Origin of the sequence: uncultured Exiguobacterium sp., assembly GCF_964277885.1 — a bacterium.
Lineage (GTDB): Bacteria > Bacillota > Bacilli > Exiguobacteriales > Exiguobacteriaceae > Exiguobacterium_A.
This window is the reverse complement of the sequence record NZ_CAXYJR010000005.1, coordinates 782787-809445: the sequence shown is the minus strand read 5'-3', so window position 1 is coordinate 809445 and position 26659 is coordinate 782787. Positions and strand designations below refer to the sequence as shown.

Here is a 26659-nt window from a genome sequence, read left to right as displayed (position 1 = left end):
TGTGAAATCTATGTGATTTTCATCACAGTTCACCATATTTACCTAATACTAGAATAGCGTTGTTCTAAAAGATTGCAAGCGTTTCGGGACTTTTTATGCGATACTAGTCCTATGGAAATCCATGTATTTCGTATTTTTTAGAAAGGTGGTGTCCAAATCTTGAATCGAAAGCTTTCGATGTTTTCAGCCTTCGTCACGTTTACGATGATGATCGTCTTACTGATGGGTGGGACAGTCACAAAAACGGACTCGGGAGACGGCTGCGGAACAGATTGGCCACTCTGTCATGGGGAACTCATCCCGACGAACCCAAGTGTTGAAACGATGATTGAATATAGTCACCGCGCTGTGACCGGAGTCGTCGGACTCTTAATCATCGCCTTATGTCTCTGGACGCTCGTTGCCTTTAAGGATCGATTAGATACGAAGATCTTTGCATTTCTTGCCTTCATCTTCATGTTGATTCAATCCATCGTCGGAGCCGGAGCTGTCGTTTGGCAACAATCGGACCTCGTCATGGCGTTACATTTCGGTATCTCCTTGATTTCCTTTGCTGCCCTATTGATTTTAACGATATTGATCATGGAGCGTCCCGGTCAGGAATTCAGGGAATCCGTCCCAGCATTCTTGCGGAAGCTCTTGTACGGCCTGCTCGTCTACACGCTGATCGTCGTCTATACTGGTGCTTACGTTCGCCATGTTGGCGCTACATATGCGTGTGTGGGTTGGCCCGTTTGTTCGCAACCGACGATGACGTTCGAAGCCTGGGTCCAAATGATTCACCGGATTATGGCTGGACTATTGTTCCTGTTCACATTGTTCGTTCATATCACAGCCATTCGCTTAAAACACCGGACGACGAAAATCGGCATGGCATTCGCGACGTTCTTCATCACGTGCCAAGTTGCTACGGGGGCTTGGATCGTTCTTGGTGGACATGCGACGTATGTACCGTTATTACACGCGTTCTTAATCACATGTTATTTCGGGGTCTTATCTTACTTGACGTACCACGCATTCCGAACACGTAAAGCAAACAGTCGTCTCCAGTAAAATAGTAAAAAGGATGTCCCTCACGCGAGGAACATCCTTTTTTCATTTGAATCGAGCAATTGCGCGCTTTCGCGCTTCATCGTGAGCGACGATTGGCTCTGGATATCCATAATCTTCTCGTTGTTGCTTCGTCGGTTCATGAATATATTGCTTTGACAGATCCTTGATTTCCGTGACATACTGCCGAATGAAGTCTCCGTCCTTATCGAACTTCTTCGATTGTGTCGTCGGATTGAAGACACGGAAGTACGGTACGGCATCCGTTCCGACCGATGCTGCCCATTGCCATCCACCGATGTTCGAAGCCGCTTCGTAATCGACGAGTTTCTGTTGGAAATAACGTTCTCCTTTTTGCCAATCAATTAATAGATCCTTTGTCAGGAACGAAGCGACGATCATCCGCAGACGATTGTGCATCCAACCCGTCTGGTTCAATTGACGCATCGCAGCGTCGACGATCGGATAGCCTGTCTTCCCTTCACACCATGCCTTGAATCCATCCTCATCTTCTTCCCATTTGACTTCTCGATATTGTGTGTTGACCGCTTGTCGTTTTGATTCAGGGAAGTGCATTAAAATCATATAATAGAATTCACGCCAGATAAGTTCCGTGATGAATGTCTGCTTCCCTTTTGACTCTTTCGCCTCTTGAACAGCTGCATAGACGGTTCGAATCCCAATCTCACCGGTCCGTAAATAACGAGAGAGTAAACTCGTACCGTCGACAGCAGGAAGATCACGGTTCTCTTCATAATTTTCAAGCGATTGTTCGATGAATTTCTTCAAGCGTTGTTTCGCTTGCTCCTCACCTGGATGAAATGCCGCCTCAGACTGTGCCTTTTTAAAGTAAACATTGATAAAACTATTATCGTGCTGACGCTTTTGATAATGATCCCGTAGCGCTTGCCACTTAACCTTATATGGTGCAGGAATGTCTTTTTTCATGAATGCATTCTTATATGGTGTGAATACTTTGTAGAACTTTCCATCTTGCTTCTTAATATCATGCGGGTGAAGAAGATGCCGGTCTAGTAGTCGCTCCGTCTGACGATCCTTACGCTTTTTAATGATTTTTTCATCTCGTGTCTTAAATGGTTCGACATATTCCGCATTAAATAACAAAAAGTCTGCATCATCAGTTGCGTCTAAGAAAGCCTGTTCATCCCCTTCGATGAAACGGATTGGCATCTCTTTCTCTTTACAGGCATTCGAAAACATTTCAAGCGCTTGGAAGAAATATTGTTGCCGTGCTTCATATTCTCCAATGTAATCCGGATTGAGCCAAAAGACGAACTCAACTGTCGCTTTCGGATTTTCCTTTAATAATTCAATGGCACGTGCCAACATGTGGTTGTCTTGTAATCGAAAATCACTTCGAACCCAACAGATAATGTTCAATCGTATCCTCTCCCACTATATATTGAATGAAAAACAGGCAGCCCGCCGAGCGTGCGCCTGTTTTTCATTGTGACCTTATACGAATTCAATCAGTAAGTCTTGACTTGCGATAGCTTCGCCTTCCTTGACGTGGACTGCTTTGATTTCACCGTCTTCCGGCGCTTGGATCGTCGTTTCCATCTTCATCGCTTCCGTGACAAGGAGTTGCTCTCCTTTACGGACACGCGTGCCTGTCTCGACGAGTACCTTCAATACGCTACCTGGCATCGACGCACCAATTTGTTTCGCGTTACTTCGATCTGCTTTTGGACGACTTGATGAACTTTCCTTGATACTGATGTCTTTGACTTCGACTTCACGAGGCACGCCGTTCATCTCGTAATAGATCGTCCGCATACCATGATCATCTGGCTGACCGATTTGAATCAACTTGAGGTAAAGTGTCTTGCCTCGTTCGATTTCAACCTCGATCGTCTCACCTAGACGCATTCCATGGAAGAACGTATTGGTATCAAGAACCGAGATGTCACCATATCGTGCGACGTACGAACTGTAATCCATGAAGACTTTTGGATAGAGCGCGTAAGCGAGAGCATCAAATTCTGTAACTGGACGTTCAAGTTTTTCGAACAACTCATGTTTGATCGCATCAAAATTGAGTGGTTCCATCATCTTACCTGGGCGTTCTGTCAGCGGAGCAGCTCCTTTGAGAATAGCCTGTTGAACATCTTTCGGGAAACCGTCCGGTGGAGTTCCAAGTTCGCCCTTCATCAGTTCAACGACTGAGTCCGGGAAATCAAGTCCACTTGCGCGGTGCAAGACATCTTCTTCCGTCAGATGATGTTGAACCATGAAGAGTGCCATATCTCCGACGACTTTTGATGACGGCGTGACTTTGACAATATCACCAAACAACATGTTGACGCGCGCATACATCTCTTTGACTTCAGACCAACGATCTGCAAGCCCGACCGCTTTTGCTTGTTGCTGTAAGTTCGAATATTGACCACCCGGCATCTCGTGGTCGTAGACCGTTGGGTTCGGTGCAATCATATCGAGTTCGAATGCTTGATATAGGTGACGCACGTCCTGCCAATAATCTGAAATCTGTTCGAATTTTTGTGCTGAAACGAGTGGTTGACGTGGATGACCACTTAACGCATGAATCAAGCTCCCACCCGCTGGCTGACTCGTCAGTCCTGACATACTCGATGCTGCGACATCAACAACGTCGACCCCGGCATCAATCGCACGCGCATACGTATAAATCCCGTTCCCACTCGCATCGTGTGTGTGGAGATGGATTGGTAATGATACCGCATCTTTGAGTGCCGATACGAGCGCATACGCCGCTTCCGGTTTCAAGAGACCCGCCATATCCTTGATGGCGATGATATGAGCACCGCTCTCTTCCAATTGTTTCGCCAAGTTGACGTAATATGGCAGATGATATTTCGGACGATTCGCATCGAACAGATCCCCCGTATAACAGACAGCTGCTTCCGCGATTTTACCTGTCGGCAAGACCGCATCGATCGCAAGTTGGATTGACTCCGGGTTGTTCAAGCTATCGAAGATCCGAAAGACATCGACTCCTGCTTGCGCCGCTTCCTTGACGAACGTGTGAATGACGTTGTCCGGATAGTTTTTGTAACCGACGCCGTTCGCACCGCGGAGTAACATCTGAATCAGGACGTTCGGCATCTTTTCCCGCAATTTCATCAAACGAACCCATGGGTCCTCCGACAAGAATCGGTAGGCGACATCAAACGTCGCGCCTCCCCATGCCTCAACAGAGAACAGTTCAGGTAGCAGCTTCGCTTCCGCTTCTGCGATTGCGACGAGGTCCTTCGTCCGCATTCTTGTAGCAAGGAGCGACTGATGAGCGTCACGGAATGTCGTATCTGTCAACAGGACGTTTTCCTGATCTTTCAACCATTTCGCGACGGCTTCCGGACCTTCTGCATCGAGGATTGCTTTCGCTCCTGGTGTATAGTCTGTCGGTAGATTTTTTGGAATCCGGACGTCACGCGCAAGCGGCTTGTCCAATTTTCCGATTCCCGGGAACCCATTGACGGAAACCTCTCCGATGTACGTCAAAAGCTTCGTTCCCCGGTCTTGACGTTTCGGGAAGATGAATAATTCTTGTGTATCATCAATGAACGATGTGTTGTAATCCCCGCTGACGAACGCATGATGCTTCAAGACGTTGCTCAGGAATGGGATATTCGTCTTGATCCCGCGGATTCGGAATTCACTCAAGTTCCGACGCATCTTCGCGACCGCTTGATCATACGTCAAACCGTGCGTCGAGATTTTAACGAGCAACGAATCATAATACGGTGAAATTTCTGCTCCAACGTAGGCATTCCCACCATCGAGGCGTACACCAAAACCGCCTGGTGAACGATAGGCTTTAATCTTTCCTGTATCCGGCAAGAAGCCGTTCTCTGGGTCTTCTGACGTGATCCGGCTTTGAATCGCAAAACCAAGCATCTTAATGTCTTCTTGTTGTGGAATGCCGACGAGGTCGCTATGTAACGATTCGCCTTCAGCAACACGAATTTGCGTCTGGACGATGTCAACGCCTGTAATCATCTCCGTAATTGTGTGCTCGACTTGGACACGTGGGTTGACTTCGATGAAATAGAACGATTCATCTTGTGTCACAAGAAACTCTACCGTACCCGCATTTTCGTATCCGACATGTTTCATCAATGTAACGGCTGCGTCACAAATCTTTTTACGCCCCTCGTCTGATAGCGTGACACACGGTGCCACTTCGACGACTTTTTGATGACGACGCTGTACGGAACAATCACGTTCAAACAAATGAATGATATTCCCATGAGCGTCCCCGATGATTTGAACTTCAATATGTTTTGGTCGTTCGATTAATTTTTCGACGTAAATCTCATCCGAACCGAACGCTTTCAAGGCTTCAGACTTCGCCCGTTCGATCATGTCTGGAAGCTCTTCTTCTGTACGAACGACACGCATACCGCGTCCACCACCGCCAAGTGATGCTTTGACCATGAGTGGATAGCCTGCTTCTTTTGCGAACGCATACGCTTCATCAATGGATGAGATCGGACCATCTGTTCCTGGAATGACGGGAAGACCAGCTTCAATCGCAGTCGTTCGTGCCCGTACCTTATCCCCGAACTTATACAAGTGCTCTTCTTGCGGCCCGATGAAGATAATTCCTTCCTCACGGCAACGTTTGGCAAGCTCGATATTCTCAGAGAGGAATCCATACCCAGGATGGATTGCATCACACTCGGCTTTTTTTGCGGTTGCGATGATGTCTTCAATGTCGAGATAGGCTTCAATCGGTTTTTTCCCTTCCCCGATCCGATACGCTTCATCGGCTTTATAACGATGAAGAGAACCCATATCCTCTCGTGAATAAATGGCAACGGTACGAATACCGAGTTCTGTCGCTGCGCGGAAAACGCGAATCGCGATTTCCCCGCGGTTTGCTACGAGAATCTTTTGGATTTTAGTCAACTGATGCTCCCCCTTTAGTTAATGAGCTTGTGGCACTCATCGAACGTGCAGTCCGCACTTCTTTCAGATATGCCATCCGGTATTTATTTTGCATAGAGATGTTTGCCATCACACCAAGCATCGTGCTCATGACGAGTAACGATGATCCACCGTAACTGATGAATGGCAAGGTGACGCCGGTTCCTGGAAAGAGACCAGACATCGCCGCGATATTGATACATGTCTGAATGAAGATGATACCGGAAATACCGAGCGCAAGCATGCTCGAATAGAGAGATACACACCTGTTGGCGATGATCGCCCCTTGAATCATCAGGTAGAACAACAAACCGAGTACGACAAGGACCCCGATGAAGCCGAGTTCTTCTGAGATGATTGACATGATGTAGTCGGTTTCAGGCTCTGGTAGATAGCCATACTTTTGGAAACTATTCCCGAGACCGACTCCGAATAATCCTCCATGGGCAATCGATATGACAGAGTTGATGAGCTGATACCCCTTACCCTCTGCATCAAGAAATGGATTTAAGCTAGCATGGATCCGCTGCATTTGATTATCTGAAAAATTATTCCAAGCATATAAAAAAATGAGTGGAACACTCACGGCACAGAGCGCAATATATCCGCTCGGTAATCCAACAGCAAATAAAATCATCGCCGTGATGAGTAACAGAATGAACAGTCCTCCATCATCCGGTTGCAAACGGATGATGATTGCATACGGAGCTAATAATACAACCATCGGAATCAAAATCCAGTCCGAGAAACTAAGTAAAATCCGTTTTCCTGAGGACGTCGCTGGAATTTGACGATGGATAAAATGATGGACGATTCCAATCACGCCATCCATTTTCCCTTTGTGTTTTTGATCAAAATAACTAGCAAGTCCGACAACAAGGACGAATTTACAAAGTTCAATCGGTTGAATCAAGAAGATACCGAAGTTTAACCATGCACGGGCACCGTTTAGTGGTTCAAAGAGCAATGTCGCCATTAACATAAACCACGTACCCGCATATAGAAATAAACGAATGACTGGTCCACGGAACACTTCATGATTCACTTGCGAAACGAAAAGGAACAGCACGATGGCCATCGCATCGAACATCAACTGCTTCTCAAAGAAGGACGTATTCGCATAATCGCCACCGTTCCACACGCTGGCACTGTAGACCATGACTGTACTGATTGCCATGAGGATGAGCATCGTAAAGAAGAGACCGTAGTCAAAAAATGCTCGTTTTTCTTTAAACTTCGCTAACATATGTACACGTCCTTTTTTTCGTTTTCTAAAAAAAAATACCCAAACGCCGCATTTCACGTTTGAGTAGAAAATCAGCACGTCTCCGCATCATGTAAATCAGATAATTGCTGTTCAAGTGATTCGAGCAACTGTTTCCCTTCACCCGCATCAATCAGTTCAAGACGTACCGCAAAATCAATCTGACGGGACAATCCGAACATTTGTGTATCCAATACTTCCTCGTAAAGAGGACATTGTGGCATCGTTAAATTCGCAAGCTGGACCTCGATCAACCGGCGGATTTTTTGTGCATCCGCTTCTAGTAGCTCAAGAGCGCGCTGGCGATGAACTGTCTCGATTTCAGTTGACAATCCAATCCCTCCTCATCAAATGACGCGTTCCTGTTATAGCTAAACTTTACCTTACTTTCGCCAACAATTCAACGTTTCGGTATAATGGATTTGTTGGACTTACACATTTAGGGGGTAGAACAAATGATTTTTCCGATTAACGGTAAAGTACGACATCAGTTAACGATTGATCCGACAGTTTGGATCTTTGACGAACGAAAGGTCGCGATCGAGAAGATTGGACAACCAGCAGATACGAGCGAACAAGAAGCTTACTACGCGAAAATGGGGGCAGCGTGGGATAAAGGCATTATGGAAGGCAGTCGTACGGATCACAATCGTCCGATGACACGCGCTGAAAAAGAGGCCGCGCTTCAAGGGTCATTCGCCATGGCACTCGCACCGTTCATCCGGAATGCTGAACTCTTACCGGATGCGATCGCTATTCGTTTCGAAGGTGAAGAGACGGTCGAACTTCCACTTGAGCAACTCGATGAAGTGTACCTACAGTTCTCACAAGACGGCAAAGTATTGGCAGATGGACCCGTCCACCTGTTGCACGGACAGCGAGTCGTCAAATCCGTTCATACGGTCACTGTCATATAAGGAAAACGTGGTGCGCCTGATTAGACGCACCACGTTTTTTCATAGTAAATCGGCTGCGAGACGCGCCAAGTTCGAGCGCTCCCCTTTGACGAGTTTGACATGCCCCGTCATCTTCTCATTTTTGAGTCGTTCTACAGCGTAGGATAAACCGTTGGAATACTCATCTAAATACGGATGGTCAATCTGCTGTGGATCCCCGACTAACACGATTTTCGAGTTTTCACCGACACGTGTCAAAATCGTCTTGACTTCATGTTTCGTCAAATTCTGCGCTTCATCGATGATGATGAATTGTCCCGGCATGCTCCGACCTCGAATATACGTCAAGGCTTCCAGTTGAATCGTTTTCATTCCAGCAAGAATGTTACCAAGTTCGTCTCCCGATCCTGTATTAAAGAGGTGTTCGAGGTTGTCGTAGATCGGTTGCATCCAAGGACGAAGTTTTTCTTCCATTTCACCCGGCAAGTAACCGATATCATTTCCCATAGGTACGACCGGACGAGCAACGACCAGTTTTTTATATTTATGCTCATCTTCCACTTGCAGGAGACCCGCAGCGAGTGCAAGTAACGTTTTTCCGGTACCTGCCTTACCAACGAGTGTCACAAGTGGTACATCGTCACGTAATAATAACTCAAATGCCATTCGTTGCTGCACATTTCGAGGAATGACACCCCAGACTTGATCGACATCGATCGAAAGTGCCCGGATGATCGGCAAATTCTGATCAACGACAGCAATGGCAGAAGCTTTTGACATGTTACTTTTTAGAATGACAAATTCATTCGGCTGTACTTTTTCAGGCAAGACATCAACCGAAAGTCGTTTATCTTGATAGAAAGCATCGATATATTCCTGATCGACGGTCACTTCGATGAATCCTGTATAGAGACCAGTCAAATCAGCGATATGATCCGTCATGTAATCTTCAGCGACTAATCCATACGCATCCGCTTTAACACGGACTAAGATATCTTTTGAGACGAGAATGACATCTCGTGGAGTCGCTTCAGCTTGTTGTTCCTGATGAATCGACCATGCGAGCTCGATAATCTTGTTATCATTTGATTCATGCGTAAACGGCGAACCCTCATGAATGGAGTCCCCAATATCGACGCGAAGAATACCACCGTTTCCAAGCGGAACTCCCGCATGAAGCTGACCGGTTTCTCGCAATTGGTCTAAAATACGAGCTGTTTCTCGTGCATTGCGTCCAACTTCATCCATGTTGCGTTTTTTTCCATCCAGTTCTTCTAGTACGATCGCTGGTATGACGACATCATGCTCTTGAAACTGAAAAAGAGAAAGTGGATCGTGAAGCATGACATTGGTATCAAGTACGTATATTTTTTTCATTCCATCGTTCGCCCCTTTAGAGTCGAGTTTGTGATGAATGTTACGCTTTTAGGATGCGATGAACGTGTTGATCCAACCGTTCGGCTGCCTGTTCATCGTATGTTTTTCCAATGGTTGGTCGTTGCGTGACAGCTGCTCCGTAAAATAAGATGTCACGTACCTCTTCGACACGTCCCTCATAAAAAGAGAGCGGAAGTGGAAGTGGTTCTTTCGGCGTAAACGCTTTGACGTCCGTACACGTTAAGCTGTACGTCGACTGCTCTGCAAAGAAGATCAAGGTGAAAACCGGATGTTCTTGTAACGTTTTGACGAGATGAGAATCGGCTTCAATCGCAAAACGAACCGTTTGCGAATCCAGCGCATGTACCCAACTGATTGCATGTGTGATCGGCCAATGTTTGGATTGGTCGTGCGTGATCAAAAAAACGAGTGGTAATTGTGATAATGCATCTAGTTGATTTGAGCTGAGTTGTTGCTCTACTTTATTTGCCATGACATCACCCCCTCTATGACTTAGTGATGATATTTCGAGATATACTTCTCATTTCCCTTTTTTACATCTGAATAATCTTCTAATATGATATACTAAGAAAAAAAGGGAGGACCTGACATGCGAGTGAAATGTACGATTTGCGATAAGCGTGAAACGATTGATGATTGGTCCTTCACCGCGAAGCGATTACGCAATAAACCAGTCCGTGTCCATATCTGTGATGAGTGTCGGTCACGTGTAGAAGAACGGACACTTGAACGCCATGCCTCTGGACAATTTCATCTTTATCCGACTTGGGAAACGAAACGGAAACACTGGTAAACAAAAGGTCTGCGGGGAACTTCCCTGACAGACCTTTTGTTATTCAACGCTTGATTCGAATCAAACGGTCATCCTCTGCCGATGGATTCCCTCTTCCGTCGGTATTATTTGTAATATAGTAAATCGATGTACCGTCAATCCACACGTCGCGAATCCGACCTTGGTTTTCGACGACCGTCTTGACCTGCTTCGTCTCTAGATCGATCGTTCGTAATCGTTGTCCGACAAGTGTTGCAAAATAAAGTGTATCCTCTGCCACCGCAATCCCACTCGGCGCAACAGATTGCTCTCCTACTTCATACCACGGCGTCACCAGTCCTTCTGCTCGTTCTTTCCCTTCAATCGTCGGCCATCCATAATTCTTTTGTTCGATTTGGTTGATTTCATCGTGTCCGCTTTGTCCATGCTCGCTTGCATACAGTTGATCATCGACGAAAACGAGTCCTTGTGGATTTCGGTGACCGAGACTGTAGACATATCCTTTTTGATTCCCCTCGAACGGTTCCCCTTCAGATGTGATGCGTAAAATCTTTCCTGCCAATGAATCAATGTCTTGCGCCAGTTCAGGATTCGCTGCGTCTCCTGCTGTGACATAGAGCGCCCCTTCAGGTCCCCACTCTAGCCGTCCGCCATTGTGAATTGTTGCTCCGGGAATATTGTCGAGTAAGACACGTTCTTCCGTCCACTGGTCACCTTCTTCTTTTATCGCAATGACACGATTCGTCGCTTGTCCTTGTTTGGCGTACGTATGGTAGACGTATGCTGTCTTATTGGTCTTAAAATCAGGATCAAGTACCATTCCAAGCAATCCACCTTCTCCTTCAGCGAGGACATCCTCGTTCAGCTGAAGGCGCATCCGTTCATAGTCACCTTGTTCTCCTTTGACAATCGTTCCTTCTCGTTCCGTGATGTAAAATACCTCTCCTTCGCGAGCGATATTCCACGGAGCATTTAGCTCTTTAAATACGACGCCTTCTTGCGCTTGCGATGCTTGCGTCGCTTCTTGATCACTTGAATCCTGTTGGTTGTTTTTTTGTGTCGTCTGATTCGTTTCCTCTGTTGACGATTCTTCTGATGTTTGTGTACAGCCCATCAGAACACCCGCTAACAGGAGGGGTGATATGACATACTTGATCTTCAATGTTTTCTCCCCCTTTTAGTATTCTAGTTCCCGCTACGCTTTAAATCATGCATATAAATTGGCTCAAAAAAAAGAACGAACCTCCGAAGAGATTCGTTCTTTTGATTCATGACACGCTTCCGTCAAGAAGCTGTCCGTTCACGTTCACGCTTGACCATCCACATCCGGAAGCGATAAATACCAAGTACGAAGACCATTGCAAGGAGTACTTCAGGAATCGGCCATGTCCAGAAGACAAGCGTCAATGCTGCCGAGAACACGGCGAGCAAGAGATAGACGATCAGTGATTTCCACCATGCTAGTTCCTTAGCAAATCCTAACTTAAAGACGACAAGCGTCAAGATGACGACGGTAATCATTAAAGGATAAAATCCCGCTTCGATGTTATTCGGATCACTTCCGACACCGAGAAGCTTCGCAATGAACGGAATATCGTATTTCGGAAAATCAGAAGCAACGGCAGCTTGTGCATTCATTGCCAGTCCCCCTATTCGTTCAAGACTTAATCTTTACCTAGACGACGACGTTTTTCTTGCTTTTCACGTTCGTTCTTGTTCAAGACTTGTTTACGGAGACGAACTGATTGTGGTGTGATTTCACAGTACTCATCTTCGTTCAAGAATGTCAACGACTCTTCAAGTGAGAAGACACGTGGACGTTTAAGAACGTTCGTTGAATCTTTTGCAGATGCACGCATGTTCGTTAATTGTTTTGCTTTAACGACGTTGACAGCGAGATCGACATCACGGTTACATTCGCCGATGATCATACCTTCGTATACTTCGATACCCGGCTCGATGAAGATCGTTCCGCGGTCTTCAAGAGCTGAGATCGCGTAAGCAGTTGCTTTACCTGTTTCGATTGAGACCATAACTCCACTGCGACGACCACCGATATCCGCTTGAATGAACGGACGGTATTCTTCGAATGTATGGTTCATGATTCCGTATCCGCGTGTAGCAGAAAGGAATTCGTTACGGTAACCGATCAAACCACGTGAAGGAACGATGAATTCCATTTTTGTTTGACCGTTGTCCATTGTTTGCATGTTCGTCAATTCACCTTTACGGAGACCGATCGATTCCATGACAGAACCTGTGTACTCTTCCGGTGTGTCGATGACGACGCGTTCGAATGGCTCGACTTTGACGCCTTCTTCTTCTTTGATGATAACTTGCGGTTTTGATACTTGAATTTCGTATCCTTCACGGCGCATGTTTTCGATTAAGATCCCGAGGTGAAGTTCCCCACGACCAGAAACGATCCAGCGGTCCGGTGAATCCGTGTTTTCGATACGGAGTGAAACGTCCGTCTCAAGTTCTTTTTCAAGACGCTCTTCGATTTTACGTGAAGTAACAAGATCCCCTTCACGACCAGCGAATGGCGAGTTGTTGACGATGAATGTCATTTGAAGCGTTGGCTCATCGATACGTAATAATGGGAGTGGATCAACGTGTGAAGTCGGGCAAACCGTCTCACCGACGTTGATGTCTTCCATACCAGCGATTGCAATCAAATCTCCTGCTTTTGCAGTTTCAATTTCGACACGTTTTAGACCGAAGTAGCCGAACAATTTCGTGACACGGAAGTTCTTCGTTGAACCGTCAAGTTTCGAAAGCGAAACGCTATCGCCAACTTTGATTTCGCCACGGAAGACGCGACCGACACCGATACGTCCGAGGTAGTTATCATAGTCAAGCATCGTCACTTGGAACTGAAGCGGCTCCATCGTGTTATCGACAGGTGCTGGTGTGTGCTCAAGAATTAAATCAAGAACGTTCGTGATTGTATCTTCTTGTTTCTCCAATTCAGGTTCGAATGAACTTGAGCCGTTGACTGCCGATGCATAAACGACTGGGAATTCGAGTTGATCTTCGTCAGCTCCGAGGTCGATCAAGAGATCAACGACTTCGTCGACGACTTCAAGAGGACGGACCATCGGTTTGTCGATTTTGTTGACGACGACAATTGGTTGGAGTCCTTGCTCAAGTGCTTTTTTCAAAACGAAACGTGTTTGTGGCATACAGCCTTCACGTGCATCGACGACGAGGATAACGCCATCAACCATACGCATGATCCGCTCAACTTCTCCACCGAAATCGGCGTGTCCTGGCGTATCAACGATGTTGATGCGTGTGTTCTTGTAGTCAATTGCAGTGTTTTTCGCAAGAATCGTGATTCCACGTTCCCGCTCGATGTCGTTTGAGTCCATTGCGCGTTCTTCGACTTGTTCGTTCGTACGGAACGTACCAGACTGTTTTAAAAGCTCATCGACTAATGTTGTTTTACCATGGTCAACGTGGGCGATGATCGCAACGTTGCGTAAATCATTTCGTACTAATGTTGTCATAGGTGTGTACCTCTTTCTATTCATTTAAATAAATCTTATCATACTTTCGGTCAACTTTAAGAGTATAGCACAGGTAGAGTCCTAATTGGCAATGACTAAGATTCGACATCAGTCCGAAAGCCTTTTCATTATCCTTCATTCGCGCTACACTGTTAACGTACTCACGGGTAGAGGGGGAAAAGAACATGCGTCTGCTATTTTTATTACTCGCCATGCTTGCAGTAGGATCCATGGCAGCCATCGGCATTTTCATCGCTGAACAAAACGTACCGATGACGATTGCCTCTGTCGTCTTGATGATAGTTGCGATGGGTGCCGGATTCGTCTTGAAGGCACGTTTACGAAAACAAGCATGACCAAGAAGGTTCCTTTCGTTTTGAACGAAAGGAACCTTTTTTCAATCCTCTTGTGTTTGTACGAACTTCAATACATCTTCAACGAACGTTTGGCTTCCTGCTAGCACACTCGTTTGTTCTAGGAAAGACATCGGTTCTCCTGTAATCGTCCCGACACGACCTCCAAGCTCTTCGATCAATAACTGACCGGCAGCATAATCCCAAGGCATGTTACGCATCGTGATATATCCATCGACTCTACCAGCAGCCGTCCATGCGAGTTCAAGAGAAGCTGCACCGATCGCGCGTACACCCACTGCGTGTCGCACGAGTGGAGCAAGACGATCTGTGTTAATCCGACGGTTCGGCGTCACCCAAGTAGCGTTCATACAAATGATCGCTTCCTTAACGCTTCGTTCTGTTAGCTGAGGTAACCGAATACCGTTTTGATAAGCACCTTGTCCTTTGATGACGTGAAACAGCTCGTCAGCCATGACATCATAAACGAATCCGTACCGTAATTCCCCCTCCATCATGATTGCGATCGAGATGGCGAACATTCGCTTTTGACGGATGAAGTTCATCGTCCCGTCAATCGGATCAACGAACCAAATCGTTCCTTCAAGTGTGTCAGGTCGAGCGATTCGCCCCTCTTCACCATAAATATGATGATCCGGATAGCGATCTAGGATACCTCTAATCAATAAATCCTCGACAGCTTCATCAATTTCCGTCACTAAATCACTTTTACCGGTTTTCTGTTCGATGTGATACGACACATCAATTTTTTCGCGAATATACTTTCCCGCTCGTTTGATTAAATCTATCGCATCCAACTCAATCTGCATTTGAGTTCACTCCTTCATCGTTGTTTCCAGCTTCTTCTATAGTAACAAAAAAAGAAAACCAGCGAACGATTCGCTGGTTGAAGTGGTGATATTTTATTATAAGGTAGAGAAAAGGACGTTGAAATCAAGCTTCAAGACGTACCATCTCTTGGCGATATTTTTCGAGGCGCTCTTTGCTCGCACCAACAGCTTCTGCGTCACTTGCCACCATTGCATCATGTAATGTAGCAAGCTCATAGTCGATTTCGAGACGCAATACAGGAATGCGTTTTTCTGCATCTTTTCTCTTGTATGCTTCTATCACTTGTTTCACAGTAACCACACTCCTTCGCGGGATAAACAAAAGTTTAATTTGTCAGACAATTGCGACTTATCAGTGGATTGAATCTATAATAGTACGATTCAACTTAGATGTAAAGCATCTAATTTTAAAAAATACAGTTTCACATATTTATAAGGATAACGTCTTGTATGTAATATATAGCCGCTTCCTTTCCACTTTAAACAAATGCTGATCATTTCCCGCACATTTCCAACTCGCTTAAGAGATAAGACTCCTACATGATCACATAGGAGTCCTAACTTAATGAGCACATTATTTTTTCATGCGAACGATTGGCTCTTCTTGACGTTTCGCCTGTTGCATCGTCCGATAACTCGAGCAACCGGTCTCTTCCATATAAAACTGATCCCATTGCTTCTCCTCAGATTTCGAGGTGACGATTTGTTTGAATTCACGATATGCTTCGAGCAAACGCTGTCGTTCAACGCCTGATTCATACGCTTGTTCGACTAAATTAAAGAAATCAATGACTTTCACGATTTCTTCAGTCGACCAATCGGAATTGAGCGGATAATTCAATGCCATCATTCCCACATCCTTTCTGCACTTTTCTATTTTACACGGAAAAGAAGCATAAAACAGTTGCAACCGCCTGAAAACTTGTTATAGTTAGCTTGTTTGATTGTATTTTTATTCGGTTTTAAGGGGGGAAATCTGGTGCAAACAAAAAGCTTAACACAGCTCGATACACCTTTATTCGATGCGCTACTTGCGCATGCGAAACGTCAACCAATTCAATTTCATATTCCCGGTCATAAAAATGGTCAAGGAATGGACCCAGCCTTTCGATCGTTCATCGGTCAGAATGCGCTCGATATCGATTTAATCAATATCGCTCCTCTTGATGATCTCCATCATCCAAAGGCAATCATTAAGGAAGCTCATCAATTGGCAGCTCAAGCCTTCCACGCCGACGAAACGTTCTTTTCCGTACAAGGAACGTCAACGGCCATCATGGCGATGATCATGAGTGTCGTCGGACCTGATGATAAAATTCTCGTTCCTCGGAACGTGCATAAATCGGTGATGTCAGCTATCGTGCTTTCTGGTGCGCATCCGATTTTCATTCACCCTGAATTCGATGAGACATTCGGAATCGCGCACGGTATCACACCAAGCGCGGTAGAACGTGCTCTTGCACTTCATCCTGATACAAAAGCAGTACTCGTCATCAATCCGACCTATTTCGGCGTTGCTGGTGACTTGGAGAGCATCGTCAAGCTTTCCCATAGTAAAGGTATTCCGGTACTCGTCGACGAAGCACACGGCGTCCATATCGCATTCCACGAAGATATGCCGTTGTCAGCGATGCAAGCAGGAGCTGATCTTGCCGCAACGAGCGTTCATAAACTCGGTGGATCACTTACAGGAAGCTCTGTCCTGAACGTTCGTCGCGGACTTGTCTCTCCGGATAAGGTTCAAGCAGTGCTCTCGATGTTGACGACGACTTCGACATCCTATCTACTGCTTGCATCTCTTGACTGTGCACGACGTCATCTTGCGATCAATGGTGAAGCGATGAATCGTCGGGCACTCGAGCTTGCGACACGGATGCGTTTCGGATTAGCGAAGCTTCCTTATCTCGCCGTTTTCGGCGAATCCGATCTTCACTCAAGTGCGACGTTCGCCTTTGATCCAACGAAAGTCCTCGTTTCCGTCAAAGGACTTGGCATTTCTGGTCACCTCGTCGAAGAGTTCTTACGTGATGAGCACCGTATCGAAGTCGAACTCTCTGATTTGAACAACATCCTCGTCATCATCACGTCTGGTGATTCGGAAGAGACGATTGATGCGTTCCTACATGCGATGTCATTACTCGTTGTACGTTATCAGAATAATGGTGCTGAGACGACTGATCACTCAATCGTTCTTCCAGATATTCCAGCACTCGCTCTCAGCCCTCGTGATGCGTTCTATGAAGAGACCGAGACGATTCCGTTGGTCGATGCGGTCGGACGGATTTCAGCTGAATTCATGATGGTGTACCCGCCTGGTATTCCCATTTTCATCCCAGGTGAGATGATCACGACAGACAATCTTGCCTATATTAAAGAAAACATCGAAGCCGGTCTTCCGGTTCAAGGTCTTGAGGATCATTCGCTCGAGACGATCAAAGTCATTCAACAATCGAATGCGATTCGATGAAGACAAGACAAAGCAGTAATCCTTATGCATTGAGGATTACTGCTTTTTTTAGTCACTTCATTCTGCGTACTCATCGTTTGGCGAACAAGGAATGAATGCTGCGAGTGCTTCACCAATCACTGCGACATCCTCTCGCTCAATCGCGAATGTACGAATCAAAACCTCTCCATTTAGCACATCCTGTTGATCGAGTAACGCTGACTGACCACCGGTTAAACTGACGACGAGTACTTTCCCGAAGAATTGTCCTGTACAGACGACAGCAAAATCATAACGGGCGAGTGCAGTCGTCCAGCCGATAAAACGAACTTTATCCATCTCCGAAACGTAATACAACTCCTCTAAGGCAGTCACGGATTCCATGTGCGTCCACCCTCTCCGATTTTTACTTTTTCTTTTCCTTTTTTGAGTTAATACCAAACAAAAAAACACCTCATACACAGTCGGCTCCCCGTGTATGAGGTGTTTCGGAATTATTTAATGATATGGATCGGGCTACCGATTGCAACTTCAGCAGTTTCCATTGCGATTTCACCAAGTGATGGGTGCGCGTGGATTGTGAGTGCGATATCTTCAGCTGTCATACCAGACTCGATTGCGAGTCCCATTTCAGCAATCATATCAGAAGCGCCTGTACCAGCGATTTGCGCGCCGATTAAGAGACCATCTGATTTACGAGTGATCATTTTCAAGAAGCCGTCTGGCTCGTTGAGTGCAAGTGCACGACCATTCGCAGCGTAAGGGAATTTAGACGCGACATAGTCGAGTCCTTCTTCTTTCGCTTGTGCTTCCGTGTAACCGACTGTAGCGAGTTCTGGATCTGTGAAGACGACCGCTGGAATCGCGCTGTAGTCGAGGTATGCAGGGTGTCCTGCAGCTGCTTCAGCAGCGATTTTAGCTTCGAATGAAGCTTTGTGTGCAAGTGGTGGTCCTGGAACGATATCACCGATTGCGTAGATGTTTTCGTTTGAAGTACGGCACTGATCGTCGATTTCAACAAGACCACGATCGCTAACTTTGACTTCTGCCATTTCAAGACCAAGATCACTTGTGTTCGGACGACGACCAACAGTGACAAGGACGTAGTCCGCTTCAACTGTTTGTGCTTCACCGTTGACTTCGAACGTTACTTTTACGCCATCTTCCGACTCTTCCACACTTTGTGCAAGTGCTTCGTTGTGGATTGTGATGTTACCTTTTTGTTTGAGCTTTTTCTTAACGACTTGCGTCATAGCAGGCTCGAAACCAGAAAGGATGTCTTTTGTTCCTTCAAGAATGACAACTTCTGTGTCGAAGTTTGCATACGCTGTACCAAGCTCCATCCCGATGTATCCGCCACCGATGACGATGAGTTTTTTCGGGATTTCAGGAAGGTTTAATGCGCCTGTTGAAGAAAGAACGCGTTTTGACCATTTGAAAGCTGGAAGTTCGATTGGAGTCGAACCTGTCGCGATGATACATTTCTTGAATTTGTAAGGAGTCGAAGAATCTTCGTTGATGATACGAACTGTATCTTCTGATTGGAAGTAAGCTTCCCCAACGACAGTCTCGACTTTGTTCCCTTTAAGAAGACCACTAACGCCGCCAGTCAATTTGTTGACGACAGATTGTTTCCAAGTTTGAACTTTCGAGAAATCGACAGTTGCATTCTCAGAAGTGATTCCCATATCGCTTGAACCTTTAGCGTGCTGGAAGTTATGTCCTGCAGTGATCAAGGCTTTCGATGGGATACATCCTACGTTTAAGCAGACACCGCCGACGTTTTCACGTTCAACGATTGTTACTTTCATACCGAGTTGCGCGCCGCGGATTGCAGCAACGTAACCACCAGGGCCAGCCCCGATTACGAGTAAATCTGTTTCTTGTGCGAATTCACCTACTACCATTGCTTATCCCTCCATGATGAGAAGTTGTGGGTCGTTCAATAGGCGTTTAACTAAGTTAAGCGCGTTTTGTGCAGTTGCACCATCGATGAGACGGTGGTCGAAGCTGAATGAAAGTGCAAGAACTGGTGCAGCAACGATTTCGCCGTTTTTAACGACTGCTTTTTCAGCGATACGGCCGATACCGAGGATGGCAACTTCTGGGTGGTTGATGACTGGTGTGAACCACTGACCGCCAGCAGAACCGATGTTAGTGATCGTGATTGATCCACCTTTCATCTCGTCGCCAGAAAGTTTACCTTCGCGTGCTTTACCAGCAAGGTCGTTGATGTCGTCAGCGAGTGAGAAGATCGATTTACGATCAGCATCTTTAACGACTGGTACGACAAGACCGTTGTCTGTATCTGCAGCGATACCGATGTTGAAGTAGTTTTTGTAGACGATTTCTTCGTTTACATCGTCGATTGATGCGTTGATTGCTGGGTATTTCTTAGCAGCAGCAGTCAATGCTTTTACGACGAACGGAAGGTAAGTCAATTTCGTACCTTGAGCAGCCGCAACTTCTTTGAAGTTTTTACGGAGTGCTACGAGGTTCGTAACATCAACTTCGTCCATGAGCGTTACGTGTGGAGCAGTATGTTTCGAGTTAACCATTGCTTTCGAAATCGCTTTACGGATTCCTTTGATTTTCTCGCGTGTTTCGAGTTCAGGTTGAGCAGCAACATATGGCTTAACTTCTGTTTTTGGTGCAGAAGCTGCAGCTGGTGCTTTTTCTTCTGTTGCTGGTGCTTCAGAAGTTTGACCACCGTTTGCGAATGCATCGATGTCTTCTTTGACGACACGACCGTTATCTCCAGAACCTTGGACTTCACGGATGTCGACACCTTTTTCACGTGCATATTTACGGACAGATGGCATCGCGATAACGCGTTCTGATTTATGGATTTGAACCTCGTTTGGTTTGTCTTCCACTTTTTGATCCGTATTTTGAACGTCTTTTGCGTTGTCTTCAGCTTTTGGTTGCTCTGCTTCTTCAGAAGGAGCAGAACCTTCGCCTTCGACTTCGAAAGTGATGAGGACGTCGCCAACGACAGCTACGACACCTTCGTCAACTTTTACTTCTTTAACAGTACCATCAACTGGTGATGGGATTTCAACGACTGCTTTATCGTTTTGTACTTCAAGAAGAACGTCATCTTCCTTGACAGTGTCGCCCGCTTTTACGAACCACTTTACGATTTCACCTTCATGAATACCCTCACCGATATCCGGCAATTTGAATTCAAATAAACCCATTTGAATATGCCTCCTTTTAGTTCACTCTTCTAGTCGATTGTTATCTGTAAAAACGGAAGCAAGGAGAGAATGAACCCCTCTCCTTATTTTCCGAAATGCTCTTAGAAATTGTAGACAGTTTTGACTTTCTCAACGATATCTTTGTGATCTGGGATCCAGACGTCTTCACCTTGTGCGAATGGGAAGATTGTATCTGGAGCAGCAACACGAAGAATTGGCGCTTCGAGGTCAAGGATTGCACGTTCTTGGATTTCAGTTGCAACCATTGCAGCGATACCCGCTTGTTTTTGTGCTTCTTGAACGACGACGACACGGTTTGTTTTCTTGACAGAAGCAAGAATCGTATCGATGTCGATTGGGCTGATTGTCATCAAGTCGATGATTTCGACGTTGATGTTTTCTTTTTCGAGCTCTTCAGCTGCTTTAAGTGAGGCGTGTACCATCGCACCGTAAGTGACGATTGTTACGTCTGTACCTTCACGTTTAACATCAGCTTTTCCGAGTTCGATCGTGTAATCGCCCTCTGGCACTTCACCGCGGAATGAACGGTAGAGTTTCATGTGCTCGAGGAATACGACTGGGTCGTTGTCGCGGATTGACGCGATCAAAAGACCTTTTGCATCGTAAGGTGTTGAAGGAATGACAACTTTAAGTCCTGGTGACTGAGCCATGAGTCCTTCGAGGTTATCTGCGTGAAGTTCCGGTGTTTTAACACCGCCACCGAATGGTGAACGGATTGTAACAGGTGCATTATACGTGCCACCTGAACGGTAACGGAGACGCGCAAGTTGTGCTGCGACTGAATCGAATACTTCGAATACGAATCCGAAGAATTGGATTTCCATGATTGGACGGAATCCTGTCAGACTGAATCCGACAGCAAGACCACCAATACCTGATTCTGCAAGTGGTGTATCGAAGACGCGGTCTTCGCCGAGCTCATCTTGAAGACCTTCTGTCGCACGGAATACCCCACCGTTTTTACCGACGTCTTCACCGAACAAGAGAACTTGTTCGTCGCGTTTCATCTCGACGCGCATTGCGTCAGTGATCGCTTGGATCATCGTCATTTGTGCCATGGGTTATTTCGACTCCTTTGCTGTATACTCATCAAGCTGCTCTTGCAGGTTTTGTGGAAGCTTTTCAGCCATCACGTTGATGAAATCTGTAACTTTTTGTTTTGGTTCTTTGTCAGCTTGTGCAAGTGCTTCCTTAACGTCAGCTTTAGCTTGCTCGATGACTTCGTTCTCTTTATCTTCGTTCCAAAGACCTTTTGCTTCCATGAAAGCACGGAAACGGACGAGTGGATCTTGTGCTTGATACTCATCATCCATGTCTTTTGTACGGTAACGTGTTGGATCATCACCAGCGAGTGTGTGTGGTCCGTAACGGTAAGTCAATGTTTCGATCAATGTCGGAACACCGTTGAGTGCTTCAACACGCGCTTGTTTCGTAGCTGCGTATACAGCAAGAACGTCCATACCGTCGACTTGGATACCATTGATACCAGCAGCGACAGCTTTTTGAGCGATTGTTTTCGCCATAGATTGTTTTTCGACAGGTGTCGAGATTGCGAAACGGTTGTTTTGAACGACGAAGATTGCAGGTGCTTTGAAAGCTCCAGCGAAGTTCATACCTTCATAGAAGTCACCTTGTGAAGAACCACCATCACCTGTGTAAGTGATTGCGACTTGTTCTTTACCGCTTTTCTTAAGACCGAGAGCAACACCAGCCGCTTGAACGATCTGCGCACCGATGATGATTTGTGGCATTAAGACGTTAACACCTTCAGGGATCTTACCACCTGTGATGTGACCGCGTGAGAACAAGAATGCTTTGTAAAGTGGGAAGCCATGGAAGACCATTTGTGGAATATCACGGTATCCAGGAAGAATCCAGTCATCTTTATCCAAAGCGAATTGCGTACCGATCATTGACGCTTCTTGTCCAGCTACTGGAGCGTAGAAACCAAGACGTCCTTGACGGTTAAGTGAGATTGCACGTTGGTCCCAGATACGTGTGTATACGAGACGGCGCATTAATTCCGTAAGCTCTTCATCCGAGAGGTCTGGCATAGCGTCTTTGTTGACGACTTCACCTTTCTCGTCAAGAATGCGGAACGTTTCAAAGTTTTCTTCCACGTTTTTAAACATGTTTACGTTCATCTTTTCACCTCATCCTTTCACTGCGTTCAGCGAAATATTCCTCTGACTGATTTGCCCACATGACAATAGTGTCCAAAAAACGAAGTCCCGTGTGACTATCCTTTGAACATGTGTCTGTGTACCTATTCAGTTGAGTAAACTGTATTATCATGAATCGACACGTTATAGTGTCTTGTTCATTACGTTACAAGTATAAATCTGTAACACCTTAAAATCAAAGGAAATGTTTTATTTTTTTCGTGATTCATTTTGTGAATTCAATCACAAAACTAGAATATTCCAGCTTCTGTATCATTCGATATTTTCCTGCTGTGTTAGTTGTCATCATTCCCCACTTTCCTATGCTATACTTTTTGTAGACGAAAGGAGTGTTGTTCATGATCACCATGAATGAAATCGTACGCGAAGACGTTCCTGCTCTTCACGAACGGTCAGTAGAAGTAACCTTCCCTCTCAGCGATGAGGATAAGGAAACGATGCGACTCATGCGCGAGTTCCTCGCCAACAGTCAAGATGATGAAATTGCGAAGAAATACGATTTACGAAGCGGCATTGGACTTGCAGCACCACAAATCGGTGTCAACAAGCGCATGTTCGCGATCCGCTTACCGGATGGTGATGATTTATTGGAATTTGGTATCTATAATCCAAAAATCATCAGTCATTCCGTCGAGCAGACGTATTTAACGGGCGGCGAAGGATGTCTGTCCGTCGACCGTGAAGTCGAAGGACATGTACCGCGCTATATGCGTATTACCCTAACTGGCATCGATCATAACGGAAATCCTGTAAAATTACGTTTAAAAGGGATGAAAGCAATCGTCTGCCAGCATGAATATGACCATCTAGATGGCGTCATGTTCTATGATCGGATTGATAAAAAAGAACCGTTCAAGGAATACGGCCCTGCCACGTAATACAAAAATCCTCGTTTCCATTTTCGGAGACGAGGATTTTTTGAATCAGACTTCCATGATGATCGGCATGACCATTGGATGACGTTGTGTTTTTTCTGTTAAATACGGTGTGAGCGTATCATTGATGACTTGTTTGATGTCTGTCCATTTCGTATTACGGTTCGCAAGCGATTGATCAAGCGAACGCTTGAGTAGACGTTCAGCATCTTTGATCAGATTACCTGACTCACGCATGTAGACGAAACCACGCGAGATGATGTCAGGTCCAGAGACGAGACGATTCGTCTTCGAGTCAAGCGTCACGACGACGACGACGAGTCCTTCTTCAGAGAGAATACGACGATCGCGTAAGACGATGTTGCCGATATCTCCGATTCCTTTTCCATCGACGTATACGGCATTCGCTTGAATCTTACCAGTGATAGCGGCTGCATTCGCGTCTAGCGCCAGTACTTCACCGTTATCCATGACGAAACAGTTCTCTTCCGGTACACCAGCATCCATCGCAAGCGACATATGTTTCTTCAGCATCCGGTATTCACCGTGAATCGGCATGAAGTATTTCGGATTCAATAGACGTAACATGAGCAGTTGCTCTTGTTGACTACCATGACCTGATGTATGGATATCATTCAGTTTACCGTACATGACATCTGCGCCAGCTTTATATAGCTGATTGATCGTCTTTCCGACAGAAACGACGTTTCCTGGGATTGGTGACGATGAGAAGATGACGAGATCATCCGGAATAATTGAGATTTGACGATGTGTTCCGTTTGCGATACGGCTAAGTGCAGCCATCGGTTCTCCTTGTGAACCGGTACAAAGGATCGTCAACTCATTTGATTTATAACGTTTCATCTCGTTCGGCTCGATGATCGTACCCTTCGGCGCTTTGATGAAATCAAGTTCTTGACCAATCATCATGACCTTGTCCATGCTACGTCCGAAGACGACGATTTTCCGCCCTGCTTCAACAGAAGCATTGACGACTTGTTGCAGACGATAGATGTTCGACGCGAATGTCGCGAAGATGATCCGACCTTCCGCTTTACGGAATATGTCTGAAATCGTTTCCCCAACGACACGTTCACTCATCGTAAACCCTTCCACTTCAGCGTTCGTAGAATCCGATAAGAGGCACAAGACACCTTCCTTACCAAGTTCAGCCATTTTCGCTAAATCAGCAGGTTCTCCCACCGGTGTGAAATCGAACTTGAAGTCCCCTGTATGCACGATGTTTCCTTGTGGTGTCTTGACGACGACGCCGAACGAGTTCGGAATCGAGTGTGTCGTGCGGAAGAACGAGATGCTCGTCTTCCGGAACTTGATGATCGAATCCTCATCGATTTCATGCAGTTCTGCGTTGCGAAGTAACCCGTGCTCTTCTAATTTTACCTTGATGAGACCCATCGCAATCTTTCCTGCATAAATCGGTAAGTTTACTTGTTTAAGCAAGAAAGGAAGACCGCCAATATGGTCTTCGTGACCATGCGTGATGAAGACCCCTTTGACCTTATCTTTGTTCTTGATCAAATAAGTGTAATCTGGAATGACATAGTCGATTCCAAGTAATTCATCCTCTGGAAACATGACACCCGCGTCGATGACGATGATTTCATCTTGGAATTGAACAACGTACGTGTTCTTTCCGATTTCCCCGAGTCCACCGAGTGCGAAGACGGCGGCTTGATGGTTTTTGACGAACTTCATTCGAACGTCGCAACCTTGAAGTCAGGATGTTGTTGTTCGTATGTCAAAAATTCTCCACTGACTTCGCGGATGAACTCGATGTTAATATCTTTGAGGTGGTCAATCGTTGATCGCACGTCACGAATGCTTTCCCCTTCTACATACATTGTTTCTGTCCGTTCACGAACAGGTGCTTCCGAACGAAGCGGTTGGTAAAATACTTTAAAAATCATGCCTAGCAACTCCTTATCAGTACATTGTTTTTTGTCCTTAGTACAGTATACACGATACATGGACTATTTTTCATCCTTATTCGGCATGTTCCCTTCCGGCAACACGCTTTTGGTTATGCTATACTTTCACATGAACAGGTCATTTCGACCAATTAAAAAGAGAAGGTGAAACCATGGCAAATCAGAAAGTCGTCTTTTTCGATATCGACGGAACCTTATTGCATGATGGTCATTTCGTTCCGGAATCAACAAAACAGGCAATTCGTAAACTTCAAGAAAACGGTGTCTATGTAGCGCTTGCGACCGGACGCGGACCTGCGATGTTATCTGGAATTCGTGAATTGCTTAACATCGATACAATCATCGGTTACAATGGGCAAATCGTTGTTCATCAAAATGAGATCATCTACAAACGTCCGCAACCTAAAGCCGATTTGACACACCTGACGCAACAAGCAAAAGAAAACGGACATACGCTTGTCTATCTTGGTGAAACAAAAGGCTTCACGACGAAATCAAATGATTTTCATGTCGTTGATTCGCTCGGCGATCTCGATATGCCGCTACCGATTCACGATGAAAAAGCTTTCTTATCTCACGACGTGTTCCAAACGCTTGTCTACTGCACAGCAGAAGAAGAAGCGGATTATATCAAACGGTATGACGCATTTGACTTTATTCGCTGGCATCCCCATGCGATGGATGTCATTAATGTCGGATCCTCGAAAGCAGAAGGTATCAAACAGTTCTTGAAACTGACCAATATTCGGCGCGAGGATACTTTTGCTTTTGGAGATGCCCTCAATGACCTTGAGATGCTACGCTATGTCGGAACCGGTATTGCAATGGGCAACGGACTTCCAGAAACAAAAGCCGCTGCCGACTATGTCACGAAATCGATTCTTGAAGATGGTATCGCACACGGACTCAAAGAATTCCAACTCATTTAATAGTTAAATGTAAAGCTGAGGCATGCCTCAG

Annotated in this window: 26 protein-coding genes; 7 read left to right on the top strand and 19 right to left on the bottom strand. The window is 45.7% G+C overall.

What is annotated here, in order from left to right; genetic code table 11:
- Window positions 1-159: 159 nt before the first annotated feature.
- A complete protein-coding gene (locus tag ACHWTJ_RS05730) occupies window positions 160-1053 on the top strand; it encodes a heme A synthase (protein ID WP_294740692.1) in 894 nt (297 codons plus the stop codon).
- Window positions 1054-1095: 42 nt separating this feature from the next.
- Here ACHWTJ_RS05730 and ACHWTJ_RS05725 read toward each other — a convergent pair whose 3' ends face one another.
- The 4 genes from ACHWTJ_RS05725 to ACHWTJ_RS05710 form a co-directional block, all read right to left on the bottom strand.
- Complete coding sequence (locus ACHWTJ_RS05725) at window positions 1096-2451, bottom strand: deoxyribodipyrimidine photo-lyase (protein WP_294740690.1); 1356 nt, start codon at window positions 2449-2451, stop codon at window positions 1096-1098.
- A 75-nt stretch (window positions 2452-2526) separates the two neighbouring features.
- The gene (locus ACHWTJ_RS05720; protein ID WP_294740687.1) at window positions 2527-5961 is read right to left on the bottom strand and encodes a pyruvate carboxylase; all 3435 of its coding nucleotides are present in this window, start codon (window positions 5959-5961) and stop codon (window positions 2527-2529) included.
- Window positions 5954-7225: an FtsW/RodA/SpoVE family cell cycle protein gene (locus tag ACHWTJ_RS05715; protein ID WP_394679251.1), complete on the bottom strand. Its 1272-nt coding sequence runs from the start codon at window positions 7223-7225 to the stop codon at window positions 5954-5956. Before ACHWTJ_RS05715 ends, ACHWTJ_RS05720 begins: the two co-directional genes overlap by 8 nt.
- Before the next feature lie 71 nt (window positions 7226-7296).
- Complete coding sequence (locus ACHWTJ_RS05710; protein ID WP_023468835.1) at window positions 7297-7575, bottom strand: YlaN family protein; 279 nt, start codon at window positions 7573-7575, stop codon at window positions 7297-7299.
- 123 nt (window positions 7576-7698) lie between these two features.
- Here ACHWTJ_RS05710 and ACHWTJ_RS05705 point away from each other — a divergent pair, with 123 nt between their 5' ends.
- Complete coding sequence (locus ACHWTJ_RS05705; RefSeq protein WP_294740683.1) at window positions 7699-8160, top strand: hypothetical protein; 462 nt, start codon at window positions 7699-7701, stop codon at window positions 8158-8160.
- Window positions 8161-8199: 39 nt separating this feature from the next.
- On the opposite strand, the gene ACHWTJ_RS05700 is transcribed toward ACHWTJ_RS05705, so the two are convergent.
- Complete coding sequence (locus ACHWTJ_RS05700) at window positions 8200-9516, bottom strand: PhoH family protein (RefSeq protein ID WP_294740681.1); 1317 nt, start codon at window positions 9514-9516, stop codon at window positions 8200-8202.
- A gap of 40 nt (window positions 9517-9556) precedes the next feature.
- Window positions 9557-10009, bottom strand: a complete 453-nt coding sequence (locus ACHWTJ_RS05695) for a hypothetical protein (RefSeq protein ID WP_294740680.1) — start codon at window positions 10007-10009, stop codon at window positions 9557-9559.
- Window positions 10010-10126: 117 nt separating this feature from the next.
- Here ACHWTJ_RS05695 and ACHWTJ_RS05690 point away from each other — a divergent pair, with 117 nt between their 5' ends.
- A complete protein-coding gene (locus ACHWTJ_RS05690) occupies window positions 10127-10330 on the top strand; it encodes a YlaI family protein (protein ID WP_029342171.1) in 204 nt (67 codons plus the stop codon).
- Window positions 10331-10373: 43 nt separating this feature from the next.
- Here ACHWTJ_RS05690 and ACHWTJ_RS05685 read toward each other — a convergent pair whose 3' ends face one another.
- The 3 genes from ACHWTJ_RS05685 to typA all read right to left on the bottom strand — a co-directional run bounded on the left by ACHWTJ_RS05685 (window position 10374) and on the right by typA (window position 13821).
- Window positions 10374-11471: a sorbosone dehydrogenase family protein gene (locus ACHWTJ_RS05685; protein WP_294745518.1), complete on the bottom strand. Its 1098-nt coding sequence runs from the start codon at window positions 11469-11471 to the stop codon at window positions 10374-10376.
- A 122-nt stretch (window positions 11472-11593) separates the two neighbouring features.
- Window positions 11594-11947, bottom strand: a complete 354-nt coding sequence (locus tag ACHWTJ_RS05680; protein ID WP_394679250.1) for a YlaH-like family protein — start codon at window positions 11945-11947, stop codon at window positions 11594-11596.
- A 26-nt stretch (window positions 11948-11973) separates the two neighbouring features.
- Window positions 11974-13821 carry a translational GTPase TypA gene (typA, locus tag ACHWTJ_RS05675; protein WP_023468842.1) on the bottom strand — a complete coding sequence of 616 codons (1848 nt, stop codon included), beginning with the start codon at window positions 13819-13821 and terminating at the stop codon, window positions 11974-11976.
- A gap of 185 nt (window positions 13822-14006) precedes the next feature.
- Here typA and ACHWTJ_RS05670 point away from each other — a divergent pair, with 185 nt between their 5' ends.
- Complete coding sequence (locus tag ACHWTJ_RS05670; protein WP_294752152.1) at window positions 14007-14177, top strand: DUF5325 family protein; 171 nt, start codon at window positions 14007-14009, stop codon at window positions 14175-14177.
- A 41-nt stretch (window positions 14178-14218) separates the two neighbouring features.
- Here ACHWTJ_RS05670 and ACHWTJ_RS05665 read toward each other — a convergent pair whose 3' ends face one another.
- The 3 genes from ACHWTJ_RS05665 to ACHWTJ_RS05655 form a co-directional block, all read right to left on the bottom strand.
- Entirely contained in the window at window positions 14219-15004 is a 786-nt protein-coding gene (locus tag ACHWTJ_RS05665; protein WP_294740677.1) for an inositol monophosphatase family protein, read from the bottom strand.
- A 124-nt stretch (window positions 15005-15128) separates the two neighbouring features.
- Entirely contained in the window at window positions 15129-15317 is a 189-nt protein-coding gene (locus ACHWTJ_RS05660) for a hypothetical protein (protein WP_023468845.1), read from the bottom strand.
- 282 nt (window positions 15318-15599) lie between these two features.
- A complete protein-coding gene (locus tag ACHWTJ_RS05655; protein ID WP_294740676.1) occupies window positions 15600-15872 on the bottom strand; it encodes a UPF0223 family protein in 273 nt (90 codons plus the stop codon).
- 132 nt (window positions 15873-16004) lie between these two features.
- On the opposite strand from ACHWTJ_RS05655, the gene ACHWTJ_RS05650 reads away from it, so the two are divergent.
- Entirely contained in the window at window positions 16005-17492 is a 1488-nt protein-coding gene (locus tag ACHWTJ_RS05650; protein WP_394679249.1) for an aminotransferase class I/II-fold pyridoxal phosphate-dependent enzyme, read from the top strand.
- 57 nt (window positions 17493-17549) lie between these two features.
- Here the strand turns inward: ACHWTJ_RS05650 and ACHWTJ_RS05645 are convergent, their stop codons facing one another.
- The 5 genes from ACHWTJ_RS05645 to pdhA form a co-directional block, all read right to left on the bottom strand.
- A complete protein-coding gene (locus tag ACHWTJ_RS05645; protein ID WP_394679248.1) occupies window positions 17550-17855 on the bottom strand; it encodes an SAV0927 family protein in 306 nt (101 codons plus the stop codon).
- Between the two features lie 110 nt (window positions 17856-17965).
- Complete coding sequence (gene lpdA, locus ACHWTJ_RS05640) at window positions 17966-19378, bottom strand: dihydrolipoyl dehydrogenase (protein WP_294740671.1); 1413 nt, start codon at window positions 19376-19378, stop codon at window positions 17966-17968.
- Between the two features lie 3 nt (window positions 19379-19381).
- Window positions 19382-20671: a dihydrolipoamide acetyltransferase family protein gene (locus ACHWTJ_RS05635; protein WP_294740669.1), complete on the bottom strand. Its 1290-nt coding sequence runs from the start codon at window positions 20669-20671 to the stop codon at window positions 19382-19384.
- A gap of 101 nt (window positions 20672-20772) precedes the next feature.
- On the bottom strand, window positions 20773-21750 hold the full coding sequence (locus ACHWTJ_RS05630) for an alpha-ketoacid dehydrogenase subunit beta (RefSeq protein ID WP_294752145.1): 978 nt from the start codon (window positions 21748-21750) through the stop codon (window positions 20773-20775).
- A gap of 3 nt (window positions 21751-21753) precedes the next feature.
- On the bottom strand, window positions 21754-22836 hold the full coding sequence (gene pdhA, locus ACHWTJ_RS05625; RefSeq protein ID WP_023468852.1) for a pyruvate dehydrogenase (acetyl-transferring) E1 component subunit alpha: 1083 nt from the start codon (window positions 22834-22836) through the stop codon (window positions 21754-21756).
- A 377-nt stretch (window positions 22837-23213) separates the two neighbouring features.
- On the opposite strand from pdhA, the gene def reads away from it, so the two are divergent.
- The gene (def, locus tag ACHWTJ_RS05620; RefSeq protein ID WP_023468853.1) at window positions 23214-23753 is read left to right on the top strand and encodes a peptide deformylase; all 540 of its coding nucleotides are present in this window, start codon (window positions 23214-23216) and stop codon (window positions 23751-23753) included.
- A gap of 45 nt (window positions 23754-23798) precedes the next feature.
- Here def and rnjA read toward each other — a convergent pair whose 3' ends face one another.
- Both rnjA and ACHWTJ_RS05610 read right to left on the bottom strand, forming a co-directional pair.
- On the bottom strand, window positions 23799-25466 hold the full coding sequence (rnjA, locus tag ACHWTJ_RS05615; RefSeq protein WP_035406688.1) for a ribonuclease J1: 1668 nt from the start codon (window positions 25464-25466) through the stop codon (window positions 23799-23801).
- Window positions 25463-25678: a DNA-dependent RNA polymerase subunit epsilon gene (locus ACHWTJ_RS05610; protein ID WP_023468855.1), complete on the bottom strand. Its 216-nt coding sequence runs from the start codon at window positions 25676-25678 to the stop codon at window positions 25463-25465. Before ACHWTJ_RS05610 ends, rnjA begins: the two co-directional genes overlap by 4 nt.
- 173 nt (window positions 25679-25851) lie before the next feature.
- On the opposite strand from ACHWTJ_RS05610, the gene ACHWTJ_RS05605 reads away from it, so the two are divergent.
- Window positions 25852-26628, top strand: coding sequence for a Cof-type HAD-IIB family hydrolase (locus tag ACHWTJ_RS05605; protein ID WP_394679247.1), 777 nt, complete (start codon window positions 25852-25854; stop codon window positions 26626-26628).
- Window positions 26629-26659: the final 31 nt, after the last annotated feature.